The sequence below is a fragment of the Humibacter sp. genome (assembly GCF_051954055.1).
GTDB lineage: Bacteria > Actinomycetota > Actinomycetes > Actinomycetales > Microbacteriaceae > Humibacter.
On record NZ_JBQCIE010000146.1, the window covers coordinates 1 to 26522 of the forward strand.

Below are 26522 nucleotides of genomic sequence, written 5' to 3' on the forward strand. Positions count from 1 at the left end.
AATTGGGGGTGGAGGTACAGAGGGGAATTTTCTTGTTGGTTGCGGGGGTGGTGGGGGGGTTTGGGTGGGGCGGTTTGGTGGGGGGGCGCGGATGGGTGGTGGAGGGGTTTTCGAAGCGTTGATACAAACCCGCGCGAGGGGGACTTGTCCCTACGGCTCCCCCGAACGCCGCTTCGCGGCGCCCGGGGGCCCCTCGCCGTGGGGGCCCACCCCCGAGGGGTTCAAGGAGACCTCCGCGTGAACGAAACACGGAAGGCCGGTCCGGATGGACCGGCCGTCCGCGTTTCGTGCGCGAGGGGGGACTTGAACCCCCACGCCCGATAAAGGGCACTAGCACCTCAAGCTAGCGCGTCTGCCTATTCCGCCACCCGCGCGCACTTTCGGAAGCCGACGAATCAGCCACCGACGTACGAGGTTAGCACGAATCCGATGCCCCCTCCGCCCGCCCCGAAGCGGCCGCGGCGACCGCCGCCGAAGGCCGACCACGGGCATCCGATTGGTCGCCGAGAACCCCCTCCCGGTAGCGTTGCACCCATGACCAACCCGGACGACGCCACCGCCAGCGCCGACGGATCAGGAACCGAGCAGAGCCTCGACGAGACGGCGCGCATCGCACGGGATCTCATCCGCATCGACACCACCAACTGGGGCGAAGGACGGGCGAAAGGCGAGACGGATGCCGCCGCCTACGTCAGCGAACAGCTCGCCTCCCTGGGACTGAAGCCCCGCACGTACGAGTCGCGGCCGAGCCGCACCACCGTCGTCGCCCGCGTCGAAGGCCGAGACCGCAGCAAGCCCGCCCTCGTCGTGCACGGCCACCTGGACGTCGTGCCCGCCGATCCTTCGGACTGGACCTTCGACCCGTTCGCCGGGGAGATCCACGACGGACTGCTCTGGGGCCGCGGCGCCGTCGACATGAAGAACATGGACGCGATGATCCTCACCGCGCTGGGTGACATCCTCCGCGCCGGAGAAGCGCCCCAGCGCGACCTCGTCGTCGCGTTCTTCGCCGACGAGGAAGACGGCGGACTGTTCGGCTCGCACTTCATGGTGGACGAGCATCCCGACGTCTTCGAGGGTGCGACGGAGGCCATCAGCGAGGTGGGCGGCTACTCCGTCGACGTCGCGGGCAAGCGCGCCTACCTGCTGCAGACGGGGGAGAAGTCCCTGGTCTGGATCCGTCTCGTGGCGCGCGGCAAGGCGGCGCACGGCTCACGCATGGTGGCAGAGAACGCGGTCACCACGCTGGCCAAGGCCGTCGTGGCCATCGGCTCCCACGAGTGGCCGGTCAGGCTCACCGACACGACCACGCAACTGGTCGGCGAGCTCGCCCGGCTGCTGAATGCGGACCCGGTCGCGCTCGGACCGGATGAGGTCGTGCTGCGCAGCGGTACGGCATCCGGTTTCATCCGAGCCACGCTTCGCACCACGAGCAACCCGACTCTGCTGAAGGCCGGCTACAAGCACAACGTGGTGCCGGAGCGCGCCGAGGCGCTTGTCGACATCCGCACGCTCGCGGGCGAGGAGGACGACGTGCTCCTCAAGGTGCGCGAGCTCGTCGACGACGACGTCGACATCGAGATCGTGCACCGCGACATCGGACTGGAGGCACCGTTCACCGGTCCGCTCGTGGACGCGATGAGGGATGCACTGCTGTCGCACGACGCCGACGCCGTGGTGCTGCCGTATCTGCTCTCCGGAGGTACCGACAACAAGGCGCTCAGCAGGCTCGGCATCACCGGCTACGGCTTCGCACCCCTGAAGCTGCCCGCCGACATCGACTTCCCCGCGATGTTCCACGGCGTCGACGAGCGAGTTCCGCTCGACGCGCTCGTGTTCGGCCGCACCGTGCTGCGCCACGTGCTCTCCACCTACTGACGCCGCCCTTACGGCTCGACCCACCGAAAGGGTGCGATGGACTTCGTCAACGCGCTGATCCTCGGCCTCGTACAGGGGCTCACCGAGTTCCTGCCCGTCTCCTCGAGCGCGCATGTGCGCATCGTGGGGGAACTGATCGGGACCGGGGCGGACCCGGGAGCGGCGTTCACCGCCATCATCCAACTCGGAACGGAGCTCGCCGTTCTCGTCTACTTCTGGCGCGACGTCACGCACATCATCGGCCGGTGGTTCCTCGCACTGTTCGGCCGCATCCCACGGAACGACCCGACGGCGCGCCTCGGCTGGATGATCATCGTCGGCAGCATCCCGATCGTGGTGCTCGGCCTGCTGTTCCAGAACGCCATCGAGACCACGTTCCGTTCGTTGTGGATCGTCGCCGTCATGCTCATCGTGTTCGCGATAGTGCTGTGGGTCGCCGACTACCTCGGTGCGAAGACCCGTCGCGTCTCCGAGCTCACCTGGGGACACGCCGCGATCTACGGCATCGCGCAGGCGTTCGCCCTCGTGCCCGGTGTCTCCCGCTCCGGCGGCACGATCTCGGCTGGTCTCTTCATGGGCTACCAGCGCAGCGCGGCCGCCAGGTACTCGTTCCTGCTGGCCATGCCCGCCGTCTTCGGAAGCGGGCTGTACGAGCTGTACAAGTCGATCAAGCATCCGTGCGTCGCCGGATCGCACGAGGCGGCCGCTCACGCATGCACGCCGGAGGTCTTCAACGCGGTCGACACGTTCGGCGCAACGGTCGTCGCGTTCGCGGTCGGCCTGCTCGTCATCGCGTTCTTCATGCGCTACATCTCGCGGCGCAGCTTCCTGCCATTCGTGGTGTACCGCATCGCGCTCGGGGTGCTCCTGATGATCCTGCTCGGCGCGGGGGTGCTGAATGCCTGAGTCGTGGGCCCGACCGCCGGTGCCACGGCTCCCCGGTACAGGCAGACCGCCTCGACTGCACGACACGGCAACCGGCGAACGGCTCTGCTCGGCCCCCGACGACGTGATCGCCAGGCTCTACGTGTGCGGAATCACCCCGTACGACGCCACGCACATCGGCCATGCCAGCACGTATCTCGCGTTCGACACCCTGCAGAGGGTGTGGCTGGATGCCGGGCTCGAGGTGCACTACGCGCAGAACATCACCGACGTCGACGACCCGCTCCTCGAACGTGCCGAGGCCACCGGCGTGCCGTGGCGCGAGCTCGCCGATCAGCAGATCGACCTGTTCCGCGGTGACATGACCGCGCTGCGCATCCTGCCGCCCCAGGACTACGTCGCCGTGACCGAGGTGATCGACGAGATAGCGGATGCCGTTGCCGTCCTGCTCGAACGCGGCACCGCCTACCGCGTGCCCACCCCTGGTACCGCAGATGGCGGAGCCGAGACCGACGACGTCTACTTCGACATCGCGTCGGCCGCACGCACCAGCCCGTGGCGCATCGGGGAGGAGAGCAACCTCGACCGCGCCGAGATGCTCACCCTGTCCGCGGAGCGCGGTGGGGACCCGGATCGCGAGGGCAAACGCGACGCGCTCGATCCGCTGCTCTGGCGTGCCGCTCGCGAGGGCGAGCCATCGTGGGAGTCCGTGCTCGGCCGTGGCAGGCCGGGCTGGCACATCGAGTGCTCGGTCATCGCGCTGAAGCATCTCGGGCACGACTTCACGGTGCAGGGCGGGGGAGCAGACCTGATCTTCCCGCACCACGATCTGAGCGCGGGGCATGCTGCCGCGCTCAGCGGACATCCGCTCGCCAAGGTCTTCAGCCACGCCGGACTGGTCGCCTACCAGGGCGAGAAGATGAGCAAGTCGCTGGGCAACCTCGTGCTGGTGTCGGAGCTGCTGCAGCGGGGAGTGCCGGCCCCCGCCATCCGGCTCGCCCTGCTCGCGCATCACTACCGCGACGAGTGGGAGTGGACGCAGGAGGGCCTCGACCGGGCGCTACGAAGGCTGGATGCCTGGCGAAGCATCCGCTCGAAAGCAGACGGCACGAGTGCGCTCGACGTGCTCGACCAGGTGCGCGACCGACTCGCGGACGACCTCGACACGCCGGGAGCACTCGCCGCGATCGACGCCGCGGCCGCGTCCGGTGTCGACGACCCGACGCTCATCCGCGCCATCGCCGACGCTCTGCTCGGCGTCGCCCTGTGACCTGCGCCGGCGCGGGCTCCGATTACTCGCGCCGCCAGGGCTCGTCCGGGCCTCCTCGGCCGTCCTGCCGGCCGTCGCCCTTGTCGCGGCCGTCACCGCGCCGTCGCAGGTAGCGCTCGAACTCCTGGGCGATCGCCTCACCGCTCGCCTCGGGGGAGTCCACCGTGTCCCTGGCCTGCTCGAGCTGCTCGATGTAGGCGGCCATGTCCTCGTCGTCGGCGGCGAGCGCGTCGATGCCGCTCTCCCATGCGGCCGAATCCGCCACCAGGTCGCCACGTGGCACCGTCACGTCGATCAGCTGCTCGAGTCTCTCGATGAGGGCGAGCATCGCCTTCGGGCTCGGCGAGTTGTGCACGTAGTGCGGAACGGATGCCCACAGCGCCAGCGTCGGGATGCCAACGGTCTCCGCCGCATCGGCCAGCACGCTGAGGATGCCGACCGGTCCCTCGTAGGTCGGCCGCTCCACGCCGAGATCGGAACGCACCTGCGGGTTGTCGCTGGAGGCGAAGACCGAGATCGGGCGGGTGTGCGGCACGTCCGCCAGCATCGAGCCGAGCAGCACGATTCCGTCGATTCCCGCGGCGAGCGCCGCGTCGATGAGCTCGGCGGTGAATGCCTTCCAGCTGCGCGACGGCTCCGTGCCGAGCAGGAGGTAGAGGTTGCCGACGCCGCTGCCGCTGGCATGCGCCTCGGCGTCCTCCTCGAGCGGGTCGAGGTGGATGCCGGGCGACACCGGCGCGTACACGACAGCGCCCGGCCACTCCAGCCTGCGCCTGCCCTCCTCATCGGCGGCGAGCATCGGGCGGTTGAACTGGAAGTCGTAGTACAGTTCGGGGTCGATGCTCGCGACCGGCACGACGTCGAGGGAGTCCTTCAGGGTGCGCACGGCTCCGCTCGCGGCTTCGCCCGCGTCGTTCCACCCCTCGAACGCCACCACGAGGATGCGTCCGTCGAAGATCCCGCTGTCGTTGCTCACGCTTTCGGCTGCTTTCGTCCCGGGCGCCCGGCTGGGCGCGCCTACCCAGAATAGGCCCGGGTGCCGCGAGCGCCCGGGCTCGAAGAGACTCGAATAAGCTGGATGCTCGTGACCTCCGCAGCCCCCGCCGCCGTTCTTTTCGATATGGACGGCACGCTCGTCGACACCGAGCCGTACTGGATGCAGGCGGAGACCGAGCTCGTCACGGAGCACGGTGGAACCTGGACGCACGACGACGCTCTCGTGCTGGTCGGATCGGGGCTCTGGGAGTCGGCGAAGGTCTTCCAGCAGCACGGCGTCGACCTCGACGCCGACACGATCGTCGCCGCCCTGACCCGGCGCGTGCAGGAGCAACTGGAATCCCAGGGCGTGCCGTGGCGCCCTGGAGCGAAGGAGCTCCTGCTCGACATCAGGGAGCGCGGCGTCAAGACGGCACTCGTGACCATGTCGATCCGCGACATGGCGGAGCAGATCGTCGCACAGATCCCGTTCCCGGCGTTCGATGTGCTCGTCACCGGAGACGAGGTCGCACGACCCAAGCCGTACGCCGATCCCTACCTCGATGCTGCGCGGGAGCTCGGCGTACTCCCGCAGGACTGCGTCGCCATCGAGGACTCGATGAACGGGCTCGCCTCGGCCGTCGCCGCCGGCACGATCGCGATCGGGGTTCCGCACATGATCCCGCTGCCGGCCAGCGACGAGCACACGCTGTGGCCGACGCTGGAGGGCGTCAGCTTCGCCGACCTGGCCGAGCTGTTCGAGGAGCGTGCGGCGTGACCTCCGGCGAGCTCCCGGCATCCTCCGGCCCGTTCCGCCCCGGCGACCGCGTGCAGCTGACCGGACCGAAGGGACACCTGCACACCATCACGCTCGTTCCCGGCAAGGTTTTCCACACGCACAAGGGTCCTCTGCCGCACGACGCCATCATCGGACTGCCCGACGGCTCCGTCGTAGCGAACGAGGCAGGGGTCGAGCACCTCGCGCTGCGGCCCCTGCTCACCGATTTCGTCATGTCCATGCCGCGCGGTGCGGCGATCGTGTATCCGAAGGATGCCGCCCAGATCCTCGCGCAGGCCGACATCTTTCCCGCCGCCACCGTCGTCGAGGCCGGGGTCGGTTCCGGCGCGCTCTCATTGTGGCTGCTGCGGGCGATCGGGCCACGGGGCAGGCTGTTCTCCTTCGAGCGCCGCGACGAGTTCGCCGACGTCGCCCGTGGCAACGTCGAGACGTTCTTCGGTGAGCTCCCGCCGGCCTGGACTCTCACGGTCGGAGACGTGGAGCAGGAGCTGGCGCAGGTCGCGCCAGGCGGTGCCGTCGACCGCATCGTTCTCGACATGCTGGCCCCGTGGGAGTGCGTGGATGTCTGCGCCACCGCCCTGAAACCCGGCGGGGTGCTGCTGTGCTACGTCGCGACCGTCACGCAGCTCTCCCGGGTGGCGGAGGCGATCAGGGGTAGCGGGGCTTTCACTCACCCGATCTCGAACGAGACGATGGTGCGCGGCTGGCACGTCGAGGGACTCGCGGTGCGGCCAGATCACCGCATGATCGCGCACACCGGCTTCCTGATCAGCGCCCGCCGGCTGGCGCCTGGAACGGTGCTGCCCGAGCTGAAGCGACGGGCATCCAAGAGCGAGTACAGCGAGGACGACGTCGAGGCGTGGACGCCCGGCGCGCTCGGCGAGCGCGTGGTGAGCCCGAAGAGCCTGCGCAAACGGGTGCGCGAGGCGTCCGAGTCGGCCAGGCTGGCCCGCGAGCGCGACGCCGCATCCTCCGACGACCGAGCCGAGGGGCATCAGGCGGTCGACTAGCATGGGATGCCGGAGCGCTCAGTCCGCCCTGCCTGCCCTGGCCGCCCCGGTCCCCTCGTCCCTCGTCGAAAGAGGAATCGTGCGCACACTCCTGGCACGCACAGCACCGGCACGCTCCGTGCCGTTCACTGCACGCGCTCGTCGCATCGGCACGCTGATCGCGGCCGCGGCGCTGGTGGGTGTCGGGCTGACCGGATGCTCCGCCGCTTCGGCGAGCTCCTGCGTGCAGTCGGGGGATGCGTCCCAGCTGGTCCACACCTCCGGCGCATTCGGCTCGCCGCACGCGTCGTTCCCGCACCCGATCGAGACGAGCGCTCTGCAGAAGAGCACCGAGAAGACCGGTTCGGGCAGCACCATCGGCAAGGGGCAGATGGTCAGGTTCACGCTCGCGCACTATGACGCAGCGACCGGCAAGTCCGTGGAGACGTTCCCGGCGGCCGTCGTGGCCGGCGGATCCAGCTCGCTGCCCGGCCTGCAGAAGGCGCTGCTGTGCACGACGGTCGGGTCGCGCATCGTGGTCACCGGCACCGAGGCGGACATCGCCGGCAGCCAGGGCTCGGCCGACCAGGACGTGGTGCTGGTCGTCGACGTCGAGAAGGCGTACCCGTCGCGGGCCACCGGCGCTCCGAGACCGGGACAGCCCGGCATGCCCACCGTGGTGCTCGCGCCGAACGGTCAGCCGGGCATCAAGATCACCGAGAACACGGTGCCGACGAAGCTCCGCACCGCCGTGCTGCGGCAGGGTTCCGGCGCCGTCGTGAAGAAGGTGGACTCCTCCAGCGGTGTGTTGGTGAACTACACGGCCGTCACGTACAACGACCCCACGTCCGTCGCCGGTTCCAGCTGGCTCGACGGGTCACCGGTCGTCTGGCCGAGCACGGACACGAGCGGCTTCACACCGCCCTCGAGCGTGGTGAAGCAGCTCGTCGGCCAGAACGTCGGAAGCCAGGTGCTGGTGGTCACGCCGGGCAGCAACGCCACCGCGTACGTGATCGACATCCTCGGCATCTGGAAGTAGTCGACAGGCATCCTCTCGCAAGCGCCACGGGGCGCGACGACCTCATAGGATTGCCTGCGTGTCCCCACAGAAGGTCCCGGTCGAGGAGCGCCTGTTCTCGCTCGTGCTCACCCTCGTCGCCACCGAGTCGGGGTTGACGAAGAGCGAAATCCTCTCCAGCGTGCATGGCTACAACTCCCGGTACCGGGAGGGCGGCGACAACAGCGCGCTGGAGCGGCAGTTCGAGCGCGACAAAGACGACATCCGCGAGCTCGGCATCCCTCTGGAGACCGTCGAAGACCCGGGGGATCCCGGCAACAATCAGGGCCTTCGCTATCGCATTCCGAAAACGGCATACGATCTTCCGGCCGACATCACGTTCTCTCCGCAGGAGATGGCGCTGCTTCGGCTCGCCGCCACCGTCTGGCGGGAAGGTTCCCTCTCGGCGGACTCCCGCCGGGCGATCATGAAGCTGCGTACGTTGGGCGTCGAGGCTGACGATCCGCTGGTCGGGTTCGCCCCGAGGGTGCGAACGAGGGAGGCGGCGTTCGAGCCGTTCGAGGTTGCTCTCGAGCGCAGCGTCGTCGTGAACTTCGATTATCTGAAGCCGGGGGAGACCGAGGCGACGAAGCGCGTCGTCGAGCCGCTCGCGCTCATCCAGTTCCACGGCCGCTGGCTGCTGCACGCCCACGACAGGGGAGCGGACGCCCCTCGCACGTTCCTGCTCTCGCGCGTCATCGGCCGGCCGAGGGTGACCCAGATCGGGTTCACGCGACGCGGCACCGACTACGCCTCGAACGCGATCGACGAGCTCCAGAAGATCTGGGACCGCAATCAGGCCGAACTCGACGTGCTGCCGGGCACGGATGCCTGGGTGCGGCTGAGCAAGCGCGAAGACACCCGCCGCAACGAGGATGGCAACCTGCTGGTGCACTACTCCGACACCGCGCTCCTCGCCGACGAGCTCGCCGGCTACGGACCGGAGGTGCGCGTCGTCTGGCCGCAGCGCCTGGTGGACGCGGTGCGCGACCGGTTGCGCACGACGCTGGCCGCGCACACGTCGAACGTCCACGGGAGCGAGATGGATGCCCGTGGCTGAGCCAGCAGGACCCCGCGACGCCCGGGACAAGCTCGCGCTGCTGCTCTCGCTCATCCCGTACCTGATGGATCACGAGAGCGCACCGGTCGACGAGGTCGCCGCCGCTTTCGACGTGTCGCCGAAGCAGATCCGGGACGCCGTGTACCTCATCGCGGTCTCCGGGCTTCCAGGCGAGTCGCATTCCTACCTGCCGGGCGACCTGTTCGACATCGACTGGGACGAGCTGGAGCAGCACGACCGCATCGCGCTCACGCACACCGTGGCGATCGACGACACGCCGCGACTGTCTGCCAGGGAGGCTGCAGCCCTGATCGCGGGACTGCAGTACCTCAGCTCGCTGCCCGAGCATGCCGACCGCGACGCGATGTCGTCGCTGATGGCCAAGCTCGAGCGGGGTACGGCCGCAGGCGCCGCCCAGGTGGCCGTCGCTCCGGCAGCGCTCCGCGACACCGTCGCGACGATCAGGACGGCGATCGAGAACGGCACGCAGGTCGACCTCGACTACGTCAGCGCCCGCGGCGACTCGGAACGACGAACGGTCGACCCGTTGCGCATCGAGTCCGTGAACGATGACTGGTACCTGCGCGGCTGGTGTCATCTTCGGGAGGCGGTGCGCACGTTCCGTCTCGACCGCATCGACCACCTGGTCTCCACCGGACGGCCCATCAGCGAGCATGCCGCCCGCGTGGTGCTGCCGGAGAGGCTGTTCCAGGGCTCGGCGGAAGACCTCACGGTCTCCGTCGACGTCGCGGCGGCGGCACTGCCGCTCATCGCCGACTACATCCCCGACGATGCTGCGCGCATCCAGAACGGCGACCTGGTGCACACCAAGGTGCGCGTCGCGCACTACCACGGGCTCAAGCGCATGGTCACGAGATTCGCCGGTCAGGTCACGGTCACCGCACCAGAGGATGCTCGCGCCGCCGTCGCGGACTGGGCCAGGGCCGGCTCGGCGCGTTACGACGACCTGCCTTAGGGTGAAGCAATGCCGTGGTGGTCCTGGCTCATCATCTGGGTCGTGCTCGTGCTTGCACTGCTCGGCATGCTCGCCCTGCTCGGCTACCGCCTGTTCGTGAAGGCGATGGCCACGATGGGCGCCCTCGGCGAGCTCGCGGAGAAGACCGAAGTGCTCTCGTCACGCTTCGACGACGAGACGGGGGAACCTGCTTTTCACCCTGCCGTGCTCGGCCCAGCCCGTGAATACGCGCAGAGGTGGGAGGAACGCCGTGCGCGCAATGCAACGATCAGGCATACTCGGCGGGAAGCGAGAGTCCGGCGCGGTAAACTCCTGGTGAGTGCCGATCCGAGTCGGTTCTCCCACCTACTGCGAAAGCGACACTGAAATGCTTGGCGATCTCTTCAGCGGATGGCACATCTGGATCATCCTGCTCATCATCGTGCTCCTGTTCGGCGCTACTCGACTTCCCGCACTGGCGCGGAGCATCGGGCAGTCCACGCGGATCTTCAAGAAGGAGATCCGCGAGGGACAGGAAGAGGACGAGGCTGCCGAAGCCGCCAAGTCCTCCAAGACCGAGGCCAAGGCCGAGCCGGGGGCGGCTGACAAGCCCGCCGACAAGATCTAGACGCCGTGAGCACCGCCGCTCGTACCAAGCGCGGCAGGAATCCCGAAGGCCGGATGTCCCTGGGGGCTCACCTCCGGGAACTCAAGAACCGCTTCTTCTGGATCGCAGGAGGGATCCTCGTCGGCGCCATCGTCGGCTGGTTCCTCGAACCGTTCGTGTGGGACGCGATCAGCCTGCCTGTGCATGAGATTGCAAAGACGCAGCATGCCAGCATCAACTGGCCGAACGTGACTGCAGCTTTCGACCTGAAGCTGCAGTTGAGCGTCTACATCGGCATCATCATCACGTCTCCGCTGTGGCTCTACCAGATCTTCGCGTTCCTCACCCCCGGCCTCAACCGCAGGGAGAAGGGCTACACCTTCGGGTTCTTCTTCACCGCGGTACCGCTGTTCCTCGCCGGCTGTGCCGCAGGCTGGCTCGTGGTCCCGCACATCGTCGGCGTCCTGACCAGCTTCGTGCCGAACGGTGAGACGACGCTGCTGGTGGCATCCGACTACTTCAACTTCGTGCTCAAGCTGATCATCGTCGTGGGAATCGCGTTCGTTCTGCCGGTGTTCGTCGTGCTGCTCAACTTCATGCGCATCATCAGCGCCAAGGCGATCATCAAGTCGTGGCGCTGGGCAATTCTCGTCATCATGATCTTCACGGCGATCGCGACGCCGTCCGCCGACGTCATCTCGATGTTCCTGCTCGCGCTGCCGCTCATCGTGCTGTACCTGCTTTCGTGGGGGGTCGCATGGATACACGACCGCAGAGACGCCAAGCGCGCCCTCGACATCGACGCGGAGCTCGCGGCGGGGTAGGGGGCGGGCCTCTAGGCTGATCGAGTGACCGAGCAGCTCTCGCCCGCCGATCGTTTCGCGGCGTCGCGGAGCCGTGTCGGGCATCCGCGGCTGGAGGACTTCCGGCAGCAGCAGCGTTTCGACCTCGACCCGTTCCAACGAGAGGCGTGCGCCAGCCTCGAGGACGGCCACAGCGTTCTGGTCGCCGCACCGACGGGCGCAGGCAAGACCATCGTGGCGGCGTTTGCGGTGGCGCTGGCTATGCGGCATCCCACCGCGAAGGTCTTCTACACGACGCCGATGAAGGCGCTCTCGAACCAGAAGTACCAGGAGTTCGCCGACGAGTACGGAACGGATGCCGTCGGTCTGCTCACCGGCGACACGAACGTGAACGCCGGTGCTCGCGTGGTCGTGATGACCACCGAAGTGCTGCGGAACATGCTGTATGCGGAATCCGATCTGCTGACCGACCTCGCCTACGTCGTGATGGACGAGGTGCACTACCTCGCCGACCGGTTCAGGGGTGCGGTGTGGGAAGAGGTCATCATCCATCTGCCCGCCGAGGTCCGCCTGGTCTCATTGTCGGCGACGGTGTCGAACGCAGAGGAGTTCGGCGACTGGCTGCAGGCGGTTCGCGGCGACACCGACGTGATCGTGTCGGAGAGCCGACCGGTTCCGCTCGAGCAGCACGTGCTCGTGCGGCAGCGTCTGGTCGACCTCTTCGAGTCGGCGGCCAGGGGAGCGGCGAACCGGGTGAATCCGGAACTGGTGCAGATGGCTCGGCTCGGCGGACGCCCGTCCGGATCCCGCCAGTTCAGCGACCGGGGAAGGCGACGGGGGCGCGGCAGACCCGACATGGACCGGCTCGACCGGCCGGAGGTCGTACGGCTGCTCGACGACCGCAACCTGCTGCCGGCCATCGTGTTCGTGTTCAGCAGGGCCGGCTGCGATCAGGCGGTGTCGCAGGTGCTGCGCTCGGGCATCCGTCTCACCGAGGCGCACGAGCGCGAGCAGATCCGGCGGGTGGCCGAGGAGCGCTGCCGCACGATCGCTGACGAAGACCTCGCCGTCCTGGGCTACTGGGAGTGGCTGGAGGGGCTGCAGCGCGGGGTCGCCGCGCACCACGCCGGGCTGCTTCCCGCGTTCAAGGAGGTCGTCGAGGAGCTCTTCCAGCGCAAACTCGTCAAGGTGGTGTTCGCTACTGAGACCCTCGCACTCGGCATCAACATGCCGGCACGCACCGTCGTGCTGGAGCGCCTGGAGAAGTTCAACGGCGAGGCCAGGGTGCCGATCACGCCGGGGGAGTACACGCAGCTGACCGGCAGGGCCGGCCGGCGCGGCATCGACGTCGAGGGCCACTGCGTCATCCAGTGGCGCGACGGGCTCGACCCGCAAGCGGTGGCCGCGCTGGCATCACGCCGCAGCTACCCGCTGAACTCGAGCTTCCGCCCCACCTACAACATGGCGGTCAACCTCATCGCGCAGTTCGGCCGCGACCGCACCCGCGAGATCCTGGAGTCGTCGTTCGCGCAGTTCCAGGCCGACCGTGCCGTCGTCGACCTCGCCCGCACCGTACGAAAGCAGGAGGAGTCGCTCGCCGGCTACGAGCGGGCCATGCAGTGCCACCTCGGCGACTTCGCGGAGTACGCGGCGCTTCGCCGTGAACTCAGCGACCTGGAGCGCAAGGGTGCCAGGGCCGGCTCCCAGAGCGCCGCGGCCAGGGAGGCGCGCAGCAGGGAGCTGGCCGATCTGCGACGGCGGATGAAGAAGCATCCGTGCCACGGTTGCGCGGAGCGGGAGCAGCACGCCCGCTGGGCCGAGCGGTGGTGGCGCCTCAAGCGGGAGACGGATGCCCTCACCCGTCAGATCCGCACCCGCACCGGTGCCGTCGCCACGGTCTTCGATCGCGTGACCGAGGTGCTCGTGGAGCTGGGCTATCTCGCCGACCGCGACGGCTCGCTCGCGCCGACGCGGCCCGGCCGCGTGCTGGCCAGGATCTATGGCGAACGGGACCTGCTGGTCGCGGAGTGCCTGCGACTGGGCGTGTGGGCGCAACTGGACGCGCCGGGGCTCGCGGCGATGATCTGCGCGCTCGTGTTCGAGCCGCGGCGCGACGAGCCGAACCCCGCTGAGCGGTTCCTTCCGCGCGGCGCGTTCCGCGAAGCGCTGCAGAAGACCGAGGAGCTGTGGGCACGTCTCGACGACCTCGAGCGGGAGCACCGGCTGCCTGGCAGCGAGCCGCTGGCGACGGCGCTGTGCGTCGCGATGCACCAGTGGGCATCCGGCCGCCCGCTGGCCGCCGTGCTCGCCGAGGCCGACCTGCCCGCCGGCGACTTCGTGCGCTGGGCGAAGCAGGTGATCGACCTGCTCGACCAGCTCTCCGGCGTCGCCACCGGCCCTCTGGCCCCGGTGGCCAGGGATGCGCTCGTCGCGGTGCGGCGGGGCATCGTGGCCTACTCCGGCGTCGGGTGACGCGTCGGCTGAGGCGACTGCTGAGGCGACGACCGGGGCACTCGGCGAGCACCATGGCCCGTTCCCCTATGCTCGCATCGTGACTCCGCCCGCCCGTCCGCTGGTTCCGCTGTGGCTGGCGGTCATCCTCGGTGCAGGCGGGGGAGTGGTATACGACGGCGCGTTCCCCGCCATCGATGTGTGGCCGCTCGCGTTCGTCGGCCTGGCCCTCATGCTCGTCGCCCTCATCGGGCGCTCCATCGGCGGTGCGGTTCTGATCGGATTCCTTTCCGGGCTGACGTTCTATCTCACCCAGGTGTCGTGGACGGCGCTCTACCTGGGGCCCGTGCCGTGGATCGCGCTGTCGGTCTTCGAGTCTCTGCTGTTCGCGCTGGGCGCCTTCGCGGTCACGCTGGCGTACCGCTGGCTTCCGCGGGCCTTCCCGTCCGCGCTCGGTCGACTGGGGCTCCTCCCGGTCGTCGTGGCGGGTCTCTGGACCGGCAGGGAGTGGCTGTCCGGCAACTGGCCGTACGGCGGCTTCGCCTGGGGACGTGCGGCGCTATCGCAGTCCGAGAGCCCGTTCGCACACCTCGTCGCGTGGTTCGGCCTCTCCGGCGTCTCCTTCCTCATCGTATGGATCGTCGCCGTGGGCATCGAGTGCGCGCGGTTCCACAGGCAACCGTTCCCCCGGGTGCCCGCGAGCACGGCGGATGCCTCGGCCGCGCGTCCCGGCGTGCGCGCCGGTGTCGCGGTCGCGGCCATCGCGCTCGTGCTGGCCGTTCCGCTCTGGCCAGCCACGACTTCCGGCAGCACGAGGATCGGTGCGGTGCAGGGCAACGGCCCCGCCGGGTACTTCGATCGCGCGCAGCCCGGCGACGTGATGAATGCGCAGATCGCGGCGACCCGACCGCTGATCGGCAAACGCGTCGACATGGTCGTGTGGCCGGAGGGCAGCGCCGACATCGATCCGACCAGGGACTGGTCGTCCGCCGCGGTGCTGGACAACCTGAGCACGCAGCTGCACGCCCCGATGATCGTCGGCACGATCACGTACCGGCACGGCAAGTACTACAACTCGTCGCTGCTCTGGAAGGCCGGCAAGGGCGCCGTCGACATCTACGACAAGAAGCACCCCGTGCCGTTCGGCGAGTACGTGCCGGACCGATCGTTCTGGATGCCGTTCGCGCCGAGCCTGCTGAGTCTGATCGGCCGTCAGTACACGCCGGGAACGCGCAGCAACGTGTTCGACGTGAACGGGGTGAAGGCGGGAATCTCGATCTGCTTCGACATCGTCGACGATCAGCTCACGACCGACATGATGGACGGCGGAGCGCAGGTCATCCTGGCGCAGACCAACAATGCGGACTTCGGCCGCACCAAGGAGAACATGCAGCAGCTCGCGATCGCGCGGCTGCGAGCGGTGGAGACCGGCAGGAGCCTGGTGAACATCTCCACGGTCGGCACGAGCCAGATCATCGATCCCAGCGGCCGGACGATCGCCCAGATCCCCGCCTACAAGCCGGGTGCGATGCTGGCGGATGTTCCGCTCGGCACCACCACGACACCTGCGACTCTCCTCAGCCGCGCGTTCGAAGTCCTCGTGTGCGGGCTAGGACTCGGTGGCCTGGTGGTGGCCGGTGTCACCATGCCGGGCGCACGTCGCCGACGGTCTGCCGGCTGAGCCACCACACACGAAAACGCAGCCTGCCGGAGCAGGCTGCGTCACCATCTGACCGGGTCCTACCCGGCCATTGCGGCGTCTCAGGCGCCGATCTTGTGCTCTCCACGCCGTGCGCGCAGGTAGGCGAGACGCTCCTCCAGGAGCTCCTCCAACTCGGCACGCGTGCGGCGCTCGAGCAGCATGTCCCAGTGGCTGCGCGGCGCCTTCACGTCGGAACGGTCCACGTCGACGGGCGCGTCGTTCACGAGCAGGGTCGCCTCGTGGCCGCAGTACTTGCACTCCCAGGTCTCGGGAGCCTCGGCGTCGGCGGCGAACACGACCTCCGTCTCACGGTCGCAGTTCGAGCACTTGTAGTTGTACGTGGTGCGGGCAGAGAACGTCACGCCCTCTTCGCTCTGCAGGCTCTGAGCACCGAGTCTCATGCCGCGCAAGCTGCGATCTGCCATTGTGTGGTCTCCTCTCGCGATGCCTCCACACTTATAAACCGTCAAGCTGGGCATTCTCTGCCCGGCACATCCGAAGATTCAGGCTCCTTTCAGGGATTTTCTTCGTTCAGGGTCTCACGAACTCCTAGCTCGCGCCCGGAGGTCGACGCGGGTTGTGCGCAGTGCCCGCATGCACTATGTCGCGCAACAGGTCGCATCGGTCGGTCACGATGCCGTCGACGCCGATGGCGAGCAGCTCGCGCATCTCGTCCGGGTCGTCGATGGTCCACACGTGCACTTCCTTCCCCGCTCTGTGCACGGCGCGCACGAACGCAGGGGAGACCACTCGGACCGCTCCGCGCCGACGCGGCACCTGTACGGCGTCGACGGCCCGCAGCGCGAGCCGTACCAGCGGCGCGAGGCGCAGCCACACCCCGATCAGGCACAGCACGACGCCGGGCGTGGACGCGGAGGTGGCCGCACCGGGAAGCGCGCGCACTGCTCGCCGCCGGCGGCGCTGCTGGAACGACGTGACGAGCACGCGCGGCTCGGCTCTGGCTTTGCGGATGACCCGGATCGTGGGTGTGAGCGCGGCATCCGTCTTGATGTCGATGTTGAACCGGGCGTTCGGAAAGCAGGCGAGCGCTGTCTCCAGCGTGGTGAGCGTGCCACCGCCCACCAGCGTCAGCTCGCGAAGACGTTCCCATGGCAACTGCTCGACCGACAGCCGCACTCCGGCGATGCGCGAGAGGTCGTCGTCGTGGCAGATCACGGCGACGCCGTCGGTGCTGGCGTGCACGTCGGTCTCCAGGATGTCCGCGCCATTCTCGAGCGCCGCCTGGAACGCGTCGAGCGTGTTCTCGGGGACGTGCAGCGCCAGCCCTCGGTGCGCGATCACGCGAGGGGGAGTGCCGTCGAAGTAGCGTGCCGGGTCAGGCATCCGTCCTGGCCACCTCTCAACTCGGGTGCGCCCCGCCGCCGCGCTCGGTTCCTACTTCGAAGGGGTTCCGCCGGGTGCCGGACCGGAATCGGCACCGTCCGGCTGGTCGCCGCCGTCGGACAGGGCACCGTCGAGCAAGCGGGAGTCGTCGGCGGTCTCCACATCGGCCGGTGATGGCGGCACCTGCGCTGCGGACGACACAGCGGTCACCGCAGCGTCTTCGGCCTTCGCCACCTCTTCTTCCGCAGCGGCGACGGCGGCTGCCGTCGACTCGTCGGTCAGGGCCGCATCCGTCGAGTCCGAGGTCGCAGTGTCGGCACCGGCGGAATCCTTCTCAGCCGAGCGCGCGCCGGAAGCCGGCCCGCCCGCATCGGCGGACGAGGACGACGGCGGGAAGAGGGAACTGAGCGGGTTGCCCGACCCGCGCGTGGCGAAACCGTCGCTGATTCCGCGCAGCGCCTCGGTGAATTCGCTGGGGATGAACCACAGCTTGTTCGAGGCGCCCTCGGCGATCTTGGGCAGCGTCTGCAAGTACTGGTAGGCGAGCAGGAGGTTGTCGGGACGGCCCTCGTGGATGGCGGTGAAGACGGTGTTGATCGCCTTCGCCTGACCCTCGGCGTTCAGCACTGCAGCCCGCGCAGAGCCCTCGGCGTTCAGGATCGCCGCCTGCTTCGTGCCCTCAGCAGTGAGGATCGCGGACTGCTTGGTGCCCTCAGCGGTGAGGATGAGCGCTCGACGGTCGCGCTCGGCGCGCATCTGCTTCTCCATCGAGTCCTGGATCGACGCAGGCGGATCGATCGCCTTGAGCTCGACACGGCTGACCCGGATGCCCCACTTGCCCGTCGACTCGTCGAGCACGGTGCGCAGCTGGTTGTTGATGTTGTCGCGGCTGGTCAGCGTCTCTTCGAGGTTCAGACCGCCGACGACGTTACGAAGGGTGGTCGTGGTGAGCTGCTCTACCGCGTTGAGGTAGTTGGCGATCTCGTAGGTGGCGGCACGGGCATCCGTCACCTGGAAGTAGACGACGGTGTCGATGGACACGACGAGGTTGTCCTCGGTGATCACCGGCTGCGGTGGGAAGCTGACGACCTGCTCGCGCATGTCGATGAGGGGTCGCAACCGGTCGATGAACGGCACCAGCAGGTTGAGACCCGGGGCCAGCGTCTTGTGGTAGCGTCCCAGCCGCTCGACCACGCCGGCCCTCGCCTGCGGCACGATGCGGATGGCCCTGAACAGCGTGACGAGCACGAAGATCAGGATGATCAGAACGATGATCCCGATGATGATCTGCACGACGAGCCCTTCTACTGAGTTCATGAGGCGGTTCCCCCGGCGGGAACGACGACGGCCGTCGCCCCTTCGATAGCGGTGACGAGGACGACCTCGCCCGGTTCGACGTGTCGCGTTGCGGCGGACGCCTCGCCGGCGAGCCGCGACGTCCAGACCTCGCCGTTGGCGAGCCGCACCAGCCCCTTGCCGTCGCTGCCGAACGACCGCACCACGCGGCCCTCCTGGCCGAGCAGCGCGGCGACGTTGCTGCGCGCCGGGTCGCCCCCACGGCGGAGAGCACGCAACAAGGGCGGCCGGAGCAGGAAGAGAAGGAGGATCGAGAGCACCGCGGCGACGATCAGCTGGGCCCACCACGGGAACCCGAACAGCCCGCTGATCAGGCCGCCGAGAGAGCCGATAGCGAGCATCAGGAAGACGAAGTCGAGCGAGAGCATCTCGATGATGACGAACACGAGGATCAGCACGAGCCAGGCGATCCACGCGTAAGACGAAACGACGTCCATGTCGCACACGCTCCCTTCGCGCTCGATCAGACGCTACCAGCATGGGGCCGACGCCCCGCAAAGGCGCGGTCGGGCTCGCCGGACGTCGCGGCGCGGCCGCTCCGAGCCACTGAGATACTGTCCTGGTGCCCTCGTGAGGGCCGTACAGCAGCACTGGCAGCACAAGGAGAACGTCATCGTGAGCAACCCTCTCGCCCCGTCGTCATTGTCCGGAAAGCGGGCCCTCGTGACCGGTTCCTCCCGCGGCATCGGCGCAGACACCGTCGGATACTTCGCCGAGGCGGGTGCGAGCGTCGTCATCAACTACCGCAACAAGGAGGCGCGGGCGCGCAAGCTCGCCGAGAAGATCCAGGCGTCCGGCGGCACGGCCGTGGTGGTCGGAGCCGATCTCACCGACCCGGCCTCCGTCACCGCCATGTTCGAGACCGTGCAACGCGAGCTCGGCGGCCTCGACATCCTCGTGCTCAACGCGTCGGGCGGTATGGAGTCCGGCATGGAGGCGGACTATGCGCTCAAACTCAACCGCGACGCCCAGGTGAACGTGCTGAACGCGGCACTGCCGCTGCTCGGCGAGGGATCCCGCGTGGTGTTCGTCACCAGCCACCAGGCGCACTTCATCCGCAGCACGCCCACCATGCCGGAGTACGAGCCGGTCGCCCTCAGCAAGCGGGCGGGCGAAGACGCCCTGCGCGAACTCATCCCCGAGCTGGGTGCCCGCGGCATCGGCTTCGTCGTCGTCTCCGGCGACATGATCGAGGGCACCATCACGGCGACGCTGCTCGAGCGGGCCAACCCCGGCGCCATCCAGCAGCGCAAGGAGGCGGCTGGACGTCTGTACAACGTCAGCGAGTTCGCGGCGGAGGTGGCGATGGCGGCCGTCGAGCCGGTTCCGGACGACCACACGCGGCTCATCGGCGACGTCAGTGATTTCGGGACGGAGGCCTGATCGCGTGAAAGCAGACGACATCGTCCGCCTCGTCTCCGTCTCGAGCCCCACGCTGAGCCCGGACGGCGGAACGGCCGTCGTGGCCACGGCGCATCCCGATCTCGATGCCGACACCTACGTTGGGCAGCTCTGGTCGGTGGATGTGAAGGGAAGCACCTCTCCGCGGCGCATCACGCGCGGGTTCCGCGACGCTGCACCGCAGTTCTCACCGGACGGCTCGGCCATCGCGTTCCTCCGGGCAGAACCCGGGAAGCCGGCGCAGCTCTACGTCATGGCCACGACCGGCGGCGAGCCGATCAGGGTCACCGATCGCAAGCTGGGGGTCTCGGAGTTCGCGTGGTCGCCGGACGGTTCGACGTTCGCGTTCGTCTCGAGGGAGCCGGAGCACGGCCGCTACGGCACCGTCGAGGGCGTCGAACCCGGCGCCGAGCCGCCGCGCCGCATCACCACCTACCGCTACTCGGCGAACGGCGTCGGCTGGATGCGCGACAGGCGCACGCAGGTCTTCATCGTCCCGGTGCCCGACCTCTCCGCCGAGCCCGTCGTGCAGCCCGTCGCGTCCTCCGAAGGCCCCGTGGAATCGCGCGCTTGGGTGGCCGAGCCGCGCGCGCTGACGAGCGACGACGCCGAGCATGGCGCCATCGCGTTCACGGCGAACGGCCGGCACGTCGCCGTCGTCTCCGATGGACATCCGGGCGCGGACGACGATCTGCGTTCGATCCTCACGCTGGTTCCCGTGGACGACGGCGAGCCGCGCTCCGTGGTGGGACCCGAGGCGAATCTGTCCATGGGCGAGAGCGCCGGTGCTGTCGTCGTCGCCGAGGACGGCGCGGTGTACTTCGTGGCGCAGGACATGGGGGAGTCCGGGCGCGACTTCGTCGCCCGCAACTCCGGTTTGTACCTCGTGGAGTCGGTAGGGGAGCGGCCCCGCCGACTCACCGACGACGAGACCGTCGACCTGACCGGGAGCGACGTGGTCCTGTCGCCGCACGGAGCACTGGTGCGGAACACGGAACGCGGCAGGGTCACGCTGTTGGCGGTCGGGCGGGACGGCGCGGTCACCACGCTCGTGCGCGACCGCGAGGTGACGGGCGCGGCATCGGCCGGGCAGACTGTGGCGTTCACGTTCCAGTCCGACTCGACGTTCGGAGACCTCGCCGTCGTCGACGTCGCGCGACTCGGCGACGAGCCCACGGAGAACGACGCCGTCCGTGTCCTCACCGACTTCTCCTCCGAGGTGCGGGCATCCGGCATCCGAACACCGATCGAGTTCGAGACGACCGGCCGTGACGGCTACCCCGTGCACGGCTGGGTGGTGCTGCCGGAGGGAGAGGGGCCGCACCCTGTGCTGCTCAACATCCACGGCGGCCCGTACGCGCAGTACTCGGTCCATCTGTTCGACGAGTCGCAGGTCTATGCCGACGCCGGTTACGCCGTCGTCTACTGCAACCCGAGGGGCTCTGCGGGTTACGGGCAGGAGCACGGGCGCGCGATCAAGGGCCGCATGGGCACCGTCGACCTGAACGACGTTCTCGACTTCCTGGATGCCGCCGTGGCGGCGCATCCGGAGCTCGACGGCGATCGGGTGGGGATCCTCGGCGGCTCGTACGGCGGCTACCTCACGGCGTGGACGATCGCTCACGACCATAGGTTTGCGGCGGCGATCGTCGAGCGGGGTTACCTCGACCCGCAGTTCTTCTTCGGCACGAGCGACATCGGGTCGTTCTTCGGCGAGGAGTACAACGGCGCCGATCCCGAGCTGGTCGCCGCGCAGAGCCCTCAGGCGCACGTCGGCGCGGTGCGAACGCCGACGCTCGTGATGCACTCCGAGAACGACCTGCGCTGCCCGCTCAGTCAGGCGGAGCGCTACTTCGCTTCGCTGAAGCGCAGCGGGGTGGAGACGGAGCTCGTCATCTTTCCGGGGGAGGACCACGAGCTCAGCCGCTCGGGCAGGCCACGGCACCGGGTGCAGCGGTTCGGGATCATCCTCGACTGGTGGGCCCGTCACCTGCCCAGCGGACGCAACTCCGTTACCGCCACGGAATAGTGCAACGCGAGAAGCCGCCGCCCCTCGAGGACCGGCGCCTTCTCGCGTGCGGACTTCGTCACGCGGCCTTGAACGTGAACGCGCGAATCATCTGGATGATGCCCAGCACCACGAGCGAGATGCCCAGCAGCCACCACAGCACGATCGCTCCCCAGAGCGGGGAGAACAGCAGGATGATGCCGGCGATGATGCTCAGGATCGCGAAGAACAGCGACCACCCTCGCGAGGTGGAGGTACCCAGAGCGGTGAGCGCGACGACGCCCTCGACGATCCACATGATGCCGACCAGGATGCCGATGAAGACCGCGAGCCACACCGCCGTTTGAGCGAGCTCCGTGAACGCGATGATGCCGGCGATGATGAACAGGATGCCGAGGATGATGTGGCCGACTCGCGCCCAACCGCCCATCGACTTGGAGAAGATGCCGAGTCCGGCGTAGACGAGTCCGCCGACGATCGCGTACGCCGCGATCACGGCGGTCAGGGCGACGGCGGCGTGACCGGGCCAGACCAGGATGATGATGCCGACGATGAGCGCGACGAGGCCGCCGACTCCGAACGCCGTGCGGATGCCGTTCACCGCGGTTTTCGCGGCGGGACTTTCAGCGGACATGGAGGCTACCCTTCCTGTGAGAAAGCTGTGAGCTTTTGTCGTGAGCCTAGCCTCGGGTGTCGCCGAACCGCGGTTCATTCCTCGCATATCACCCGAATCGTGTCGCGCTCGCGACCTCCTGCTTGCCGGGGGACCGGCCGTCCCTTCGGGCCGTATCAGTGCGGACGAGCGCGGTGCGCGTCAGCCCGTCGATCAACTCGTCGTAGTCGACGCCGGCCGCGGCGAACATCCTCGGGAACTGCGACCAGGCGCCGAGTCCCGGCATGGTGTTGATCTCGTTGAAGACGATGGCGCCGTCCGCCGTGACGAAGAAGTCGATGCGGGCCAGATCGCGGCAGCCGAAGGTGCGGAACAGGTGGCGAGCGGACGCGAGCATCCGTTCCTGAAGCTCGGGCTCGAGGCGGCACGGCACGGTGAAGTCGGCGGTCCCGTCGTACTTCGTCTCGGTGTCGAACACCGCGCCGTCCCTCCGTCCGATCTCCAGCGGCGCTCCGCAGAACAGTTCTCCGCTGGAGGTCTCGATGATCGCGACGTCGATCTCGCGCCCGCGCACGAACGGCTCTATCAACACCCGGTCGTCGAAGCGCAGCGCTGCGGCGATCGCCTCCTGCAGTTCGCCCGGCGACGTGGCAACGCCGAGGCCGTAGCTGGATCCCGCGGTGACGGGCTTCACGACCAGGGGACCCGTGAACGGCGGCTGCCTTCGCCATGGCCTTGTCGTATCCGACGGCGTGCGCCGCGACTCTCGAGCCCACGTAAGGGATGCCGTGCACCTCGAGCAGCCCGGCCATCGCGCCGTCCTCGCCGGGGCTCCCGTGAATGACCGGGAACACGATGTCGGCCTGCCGCATGAGCCGAACCGCGGCAGCCAGATCGCCGACACGGGGGACCGCGTCGCCGCCGGATGCCGCCCAACTGCCGTCCGGATGGAGGGTCAGGCGGTCGACGCGGTGCCTGCGGCGCTCGAGTGCCGAGCCGACGGCATCCGCTGATGCCAGGCTCACGTCGTACTCCGGTCCCGTGCCGCCGCCGACAACGGCGACGCGCAGATTCGGCCGCGCTTCTCGTTCCGTCATGCTCGATCTGTTCCCTTCTCTTCTTCCTGCGGGTCCTCGGCTCCAGGTCGACGGGACTCGGTGCGGCGCGTGACACGCGCGCTCCGCACTCCGAGGTGCGTGAGGATCTCGTGCGGGATCGTCCCTGCCCACTCGGCCCACTCCGCGACACTCGGTTCACCTCTGCGCGAGTCGCCGATGAGCACGGCCTCGGCGCCCGGGCGGACGTCGGCCCCACCGGCATCCACCACGAACTGGTCCATCGAGATGCCGCCGACGATCCGGCAGCGCACGCCGTTGATGCTCACGGATGCTCGTTCGCCCGCACACCTCGGCAGTCCGTCCCCGTATCCGACGGGAATGAGCGCGAGCGTGGTGCCGTGCGGCAGCGAGCCGGTCCGGTCGTACCCGATGGTGCTGCCGGCCGCCGCTCGACGAACCGAGACGACGGGCGCGCGCAGCGTGATCGTGTCACACAACGAGCCCGAGGCGATGGGATCGATCCCGAACAGGCCGGCGCCGATTCGGCACATCGAGAACGCCGCATCGGGTAGCGCGAGCACGGCCGCTGTCGCGGCAAGGTGCAGGTCGGCGGGTCGGAGTCCCACCTCGAACGCGAGATCCGCCGCACGCCGGAACGCGGCGATCTCCCGCGCGTTCTGCGGGTCGTCCGGGTGCGCCGCGCAGGAGAGGTGACCCATCACGCCGACCACGGAGAGCAGGCCCGCTTGCTCGGCGCAGAGCGCGAGCGTGCACAGGCGGCGCCAGTCCGCCGGGGAACATCCGTCGCGCTGCATGCCGACGTCGACGTGCAGATGCAGGCGAGCCGGAACACCCGTTCGCTCGGTCGCGGTCATGAGGCGCGAGAGATGCTCGACACCGGGAACGGCCAGCTCGATTCCCCAGCGAACGGCCTCGTCGAAGTCGCTCGAGACCGGATTGAGCCAGCTCAGCAGGGGAGCGGTGACACCGTTCCTGCGCAGCGTCAGAGCCTCGCCGATGGTCGCGACGCCGATGCCGTCGGCTCCGGCGCGAAGGACCGCCTCGGCGATGTCGCCATGGCCGAAGGCGTCCGCCTTGAGCACGGCGAACAGCTTGCCCTTCACAACGTCGCGGAACTGCCGAACGTTCGCGGCAACGGCGTCCGGGTGCACGATCAGCTCCGCTTCCGTGCAGGTGCCGCGCGGCGCCGTGAGGGTCGTGCCCGTCTCGGTCGTCGCACTCACGACGCGGCGTCCGACAGCATGGGAGGACATTCGCCGTCATGTGTCTCCCGGAGCTCGAAGTGCCAGATTTCGTTGGAGTACGTCTGACAGAGCCCGTAGTCCGCACCGTGCCGGTGCAGCCAGTCGTCGGCATCCGTCGGTCCGATGTCGATGGCGTGGCCGGTCACGTGGTGCGACGCCTGCGGCGTGCTCACCCAGCGAAGCGCCTGCTGCAGACTGCCGTACTGGAGGACGGCGTCGTCGAGCAGCCGTTGCTGGTATGCCGCGCTGCGCCATCCGTTGGTCACCCGGATGTCGACGCCGTCCCGAGCAGCGTCCGAAGCAGCTTTCCGCGCGGCCGCGAGCAACGCGGGATCCAGGCGGGTGATCGCCGGCACGTCGGACCAGAGCGAGATGGACTCGCCGTCCGCGATGTATCCGTCGCCTATCCCTGGGCTCCAGGAAGACGACCGTTCGGCGACGACTTCAGTCGACGGCGCCGCGGACGACGAGTTCGCCACGGCGAATCGGATCGGCACGAGGACGACGGCGACCAGGACGGCCACGACGCCCAGGACGAACACCAGCGCGCGAAGTCGGCGTGTGGAACGTCGCGTGACTGGATGACTGTGCAGCATGCGTCAAGTCCAGGCGAACGGATGTTGCAGCGACGTCTTCGAATTCGCATACGGTCGCGATACGTTCAGCACCGTCTGCCCGACTCGGTATATGACCGATAATGCACATTATGTCAGTTCACGGATGATGGCCCCTCTCCCAGGCTCGTTCGTGCGCGGGCGCCGTAGCGGCCGAGTTATCCCCAGGCACGTGTTATCCCCAGATCCCGCTCCAGCGGTCCGGCCCGGGCCGTCAGCGAACACCATGAGTGGCATGTCAACCAGCACGACTCCCATCGTCAAGCTCTCGTCCACGGCGGAACTGATCGCGTTTCTGCCCGTTCTCGCCGGTGTGCCGGTCCGCAACAGCCTCGTCATCGCGCCGTTCGTCGGAAAGCACACGTCACGTGCGCTGCGCATCGGCACAGAGTCGGCGCCCTCCCCCGCCGGCGCGCGGTCCCTCGCTTCGCTCGCGCTCGGAACGCTCTCGAGGCTCGGCGACTGCGACAGCGTCTCGGTCGCGGTCTTCCGGGATGAGCCGTTCCACGAGGTCGGTCCGGTATGGCACGAAGCCTTGGGAGTCGTCCTCGAGTGGCTGCACCAGTCCGGTTACCACATCAAGGATGCCGCCATCGTCGCCGGCGACGGCTGGATGCCGCAGTTCGAAGGCAGCCTCGACGCGCCACGGCCGCTGTCGGAGATTCAGGAGCAGACCAAACAACTGCCGTACGACGATGGCCCGAACCCGGCGTACACGATTCCGGAGACCGACCCGGAACTCGCTCAGCGCGTCACCGCCGCCCTGCTCGACCGGCACCTCGACCGTTCGGAGCGCGACTCCTTCGGACGGCTGCGGCCGGTCGCTCCGCACGATCCGGTCGACCTACTCGAGACGGCTCTCGACGAGAAACCGGGCGACGCATCCGCTCTGACCCTGGCGCGACTCATCGACCAGATCGACTCCGAGGGTGCCGTCGACCGGACGGTGCTGCAGATCGCGTTCGGCCGGACAATCGGCGCGCAGTCGTGGCGCGGCACGCTCGCGTTGCGAGCGGCCGCGGCGAAGGCGGGGTGCGAGCCGAACGACCTGCTGATGGAACGGCATGAGCGCGACGCCGACAGGCCGAGCGACGAGCGACTGGGCCGCCTCCTGACGGGGCAGTCCCGAGAGACGCCGTCGCTCGAGCGGCTGCGCGCCGGTGCTGTCCTCCTCGGGCGTGCGGCCGCACATGCGCCGCTTCCCGAACGAGCGTGGGTCATGTGTGCGTTTGCGTGGGTGCAGTGGGCGCTGGGTCTCTCGGGCGCGGCCCACGAGACGATCATCGCGACCCGTCGGCTCGTTCCGCGCAACTCGCTTGCGCCCGTCTATCACACCGTGTTCGAGCATCTGACACCCGATTGGATCTTCACGACGTACCGGCCCAATCGCGCAGCACGGCGGCGAGCGAGCAAGGGTTCCAGGTGACCGTCG

The 26522-nt window shown here is 68.6% G+C and carries 25 protein-coding genes, 1 tRNA gene and 1 pseudogene; 16 read left to right on the plus strand and 11 right to left on the minus strand.

The window, feature by feature from the left end; all coding sequences use genetic code 11:
* Nucleotides 1-288: 288 nt before the first annotated feature.
* Nucleotides 289-374: transfer RNA gene (locus ACTHNC_RS18650), tRNA-Leu, on the minus strand.
* Nucleotides 375-534: 160 nt separating this feature from the next.
* Here ACTHNC_RS18650 and ACTHNC_RS18655 point away from each other — a divergent pair.
* From ACTHNC_RS18655 to mshC, 3 genes are read left to right on the plus strand one after another with little or no spacing between them, the layout of a single operon-like run.
* Nucleotides 535-1878 (plus strand): M20/M25/M40 family metallo-hydrolase, encoded by a 1344-nt coding sequence (locus tag ACTHNC_RS18655; protein WP_440296130.1) that lies wholly within the window; start codon nt 535-537, stop codon nt 1876-1878.
* Between the two features lie 36 nt (nt 1879-1914).
* The gene (locus tag ACTHNC_RS18660; RefSeq protein WP_440296131.1) at nt 1915-2784 is read left to right on the plus strand and encodes an undecaprenyl-diphosphate phosphatase; all 870 of its coding nucleotides are present in this window, start codon (nt 1915-1917) and stop codon (nt 2782-2784) included.
* Nucleotides 2777-4033: a cysteine--1-D-myo-inosityl 2-amino-2-deoxy-alpha-D-glucopyranoside ligase gene (gene mshC / locus ACTHNC_RS18665; RefSeq protein WP_440296132.1), complete on the plus strand. Its 1257-nt coding sequence runs from the start codon at nt 2777-2779 to the stop codon at nt 4031-4033. Before ACTHNC_RS18660 ends, mshC begins: the two co-directional genes overlap by 8 nt.
* A gap of 22 nt (nt 4034-4055) precedes the next feature.
* On the opposite strand, the gene ACTHNC_RS18670 is transcribed toward mshC, so the two are convergent.
* A complete protein-coding gene (locus ACTHNC_RS18670) occupies nt 4056-5009 on the minus strand; it encodes a PAC2 family protein (protein ID WP_440296133.1) in 954 nt (317 codons plus the stop codon).
* Between the two features lie 108 nt (nt 5010-5117).
* Between ACTHNC_RS18670 and ACTHNC_RS18675 the strand changes: the two genes are divergently transcribed.
* The 10 genes from ACTHNC_RS18675 to lnt all read left to right on the plus strand — a co-directional run bounded on the left by ACTHNC_RS18675 (nt 5118) and on the right by lnt (nt 15410).
* The gene (locus ACTHNC_RS18675) at nt 5118-5786 is read left to right on the plus strand and encodes an HAD family hydrolase (protein ID WP_440296134.1); all 669 of its coding nucleotides are present in this window, start codon (nt 5118-5120) and stop codon (nt 5784-5786) included.
* Nucleotides 5783-6817, plus strand: a complete 1035-nt coding sequence (locus ACTHNC_RS18680; protein ID WP_440296135.1) for a tRNA (adenine-N1)-methyltransferase — start codon at nt 5783-5785, stop codon at nt 6815-6817. Before ACTHNC_RS18675 ends, ACTHNC_RS18680 begins: the two co-directional genes overlap by 4 nt.
* Before the next feature lie 79 nt (nt 6818-6896).
* Nucleotides 6897-7835 (plus strand): peptidylprolyl isomerase, encoded by a 939-nt coding sequence (locus tag ACTHNC_RS18685; protein WP_440296136.1) that lies wholly within the window; start codon nt 6897-6899, stop codon nt 7833-7835.
* Nucleotides 7836-7893: 58 nt separating this feature from the next.
* Nucleotides 7894-8913, plus strand: coding sequence for a helix-turn-helix transcriptional regulator (locus ACTHNC_RS18690; protein WP_440296137.1), 1020 nt, complete (start codon nt 7894-7896; stop codon nt 8911-8913).
* Nucleotides 8906-9889 (plus strand): helix-turn-helix transcriptional regulator, encoded by a 984-nt coding sequence (locus tag ACTHNC_RS18695; RefSeq protein ID WP_440296138.1) that lies wholly within the window; start codon nt 8906-8908, stop codon nt 9887-9889. The genes ACTHNC_RS18690 and ACTHNC_RS18695 overlap by 8 nt, the downstream gene beginning before the upstream one ends.
* A 9-nt stretch (nt 9890-9898) precedes the next feature.
* Complete coding sequence (locus ACTHNC_RS18700) at nt 9899-10255, plus strand: hypothetical protein (RefSeq protein WP_440296139.1); 357 nt, start codon at nt 9899-9901, stop codon at nt 10253-10255.
* Nucleotide 10256: 1 nt separating this feature from the next.
* Complete coding sequence (tatA, locus tag ACTHNC_RS18705) at nt 10257-10496, plus strand: twin-arginine translocase TatA/TatE family subunit (protein ID WP_440296140.1); 240 nt, start codon at nt 10257-10259, stop codon at nt 10494-10496.
* A 53-nt stretch (nt 10497-10549) separates the two neighbouring features.
* Nucleotides 10550-11299, plus strand: coding sequence for a twin-arginine translocase subunit TatC (gene tatC / locus ACTHNC_RS18710; protein ID WP_440296141.1), 750 nt, complete (start codon nt 10550-10552; stop codon nt 11297-11299).
* Between the two features lie 24 nt (nt 11300-11323).
* Nucleotides 11324-13750 (plus strand): DEAD/DEAH box helicase, encoded by a 2427-nt coding sequence (locus ACTHNC_RS18715; protein ID WP_440296142.1) that lies wholly within the window; start codon nt 11324-11326, stop codon nt 13748-13750.
* Nucleotides 13751-13826: 76 nt separating this feature from the next.
* Nucleotides 13827-15410, plus strand: a complete 1584-nt coding sequence (gene lnt, locus ACTHNC_RS18720; protein WP_440296174.1) for an apolipoprotein N-acyltransferase — start codon at nt 13827-13829, stop codon at nt 15408-15410.
* Between the two features lie 80 nt (nt 15411-15490).
* On the opposite strand, the gene ACTHNC_RS18725 is transcribed toward lnt, so the two are convergent.
* The 4 genes from ACTHNC_RS18725 to ACTHNC_RS18740 all read right to left on the minus strand — a co-directional run bounded on the left by ACTHNC_RS18725 (nt 15491) and on the right by ACTHNC_RS18740 (nt 18568).
* Nucleotides 15491-15856, minus strand: coding sequence for an RNA polymerase-binding protein RbpA (locus ACTHNC_RS18725; RefSeq protein ID WP_440296143.1), 366 nt, complete (start codon nt 15854-15856; stop codon nt 15491-15493).
* A gap of 124 nt (nt 15857-15980) precedes the next feature.
* Nucleotides 15981-16775, minus strand: coding sequence for a glycerophosphodiester phosphodiesterase family protein (locus tag ACTHNC_RS18730; RefSeq protein ID WP_440296144.1), 795 nt, complete (start codon nt 16773-16775; stop codon nt 15981-15983).
* Nucleotides 16776-16826: 51 nt separating this feature from the next.
* Nucleotides 16827-18092 (minus strand): SPFH domain-containing protein, encoded by a 1266-nt coding sequence (locus ACTHNC_RS18735; protein WP_440296145.1) that lies wholly within the window; start codon nt 18090-18092, stop codon nt 16827-16829.
* Nucleotides 18089-18568, minus strand: a complete 480-nt coding sequence (locus tag ACTHNC_RS18740; RefSeq protein ID WP_440296146.1) for an NfeD family protein — start codon at nt 18566-18568, stop codon at nt 18089-18091. Before ACTHNC_RS18740 ends, ACTHNC_RS18735 begins: the two co-directional genes overlap by 4 nt.
* A 178-nt stretch (nt 18569-18746) precedes the next feature.
* Here ACTHNC_RS18740 and ACTHNC_RS18745 point away from each other — a divergent pair, with 178 nt between their 5' ends.
* Both ACTHNC_RS18745 and ACTHNC_RS18750 read left to right on the plus strand, forming a co-directional pair.
* On the plus strand, nt 18747-19514 hold the full coding sequence (locus ACTHNC_RS18745) for an SDR family oxidoreductase (RefSeq protein WP_440296147.1): 768 nt from the start codon (nt 18747-18749) through the stop codon (nt 19512-19514).
* Between the two features lie 4 nt (nt 19515-19518).
* Complete coding sequence (locus ACTHNC_RS18750) at nt 19519-21561, plus strand: prolyl oligopeptidase family serine peptidase (protein WP_440296148.1); 2043 nt, start codon at nt 19519-19521, stop codon at nt 21559-21561.
* Between the two features lie 58 nt (nt 21562-21619).
* Here ACTHNC_RS18750 and ACTHNC_RS18755 read toward each other — a convergent pair whose 3' ends face one another.
* The 5 genes and pseudogenes from ACTHNC_RS18755 to ACTHNC_RS18775 all read right to left on the minus strand — a co-directional run bounded on the left by ACTHNC_RS18755 (nt 21620) and on the right by ACTHNC_RS18775 (nt 25072).
* Nucleotides 21620-22174, minus strand: a complete 555-nt coding sequence (locus ACTHNC_RS18755; protein ID WP_440296149.1) for an HdeD family acid-resistance protein — start codon at nt 22172-22174, stop codon at nt 21620-21622.
* Nucleotides 22175-22262: 88 nt separating this feature from the next.
* A complete protein-coding gene (locus ACTHNC_RS18760; protein ID WP_440296150.1) occupies nt 22263-22847 on the minus strand; it encodes a D-alanine--D-alanine ligase family protein in 585 nt (194 codons plus the stop codon).
* Nucleotides 22848-22980: 133 nt separating this feature from the next.
* Nucleotides 22981-23250, minus strand: a pseudogene (locus tag ACTHNC_RS18765) (hypothetical protein); the annotation flags it as partial.
* Nucleotides 23247-24455, minus strand: coding sequence for an alanine racemase (gene alr / locus ACTHNC_RS18770; protein WP_440296151.1), 1209 nt, complete (start codon nt 24453-24455; stop codon nt 23247-23249). The pseudogene ACTHNC_RS18765 and the gene alr, both read right to left, overlap by 4 nt.
* On the minus strand, nt 24452-25072 hold the full coding sequence (locus ACTHNC_RS18775; RefSeq protein ID WP_440296152.1) for a M15 family metallopeptidase: 621 nt from the start codon (nt 25070-25072) through the stop codon (nt 24452-24454). Before ACTHNC_RS18775 ends, alr begins: the two co-directional genes overlap by 4 nt.
* Nucleotides 25073-25325: 253 nt before the next feature.
* Here ACTHNC_RS18775 and ACTHNC_RS18780 point away from each other — a divergent pair, with 253 nt between their 5' ends.
* Nucleotides 25326-26516, plus strand: coding sequence for a hypothetical protein (locus ACTHNC_RS18780; RefSeq protein WP_440296153.1), 1191 nt, complete (start codon nt 25326-25328; stop codon nt 26514-26516).
* Nucleotides 26517-26522 lie beyond the last annotated feature (6 nt).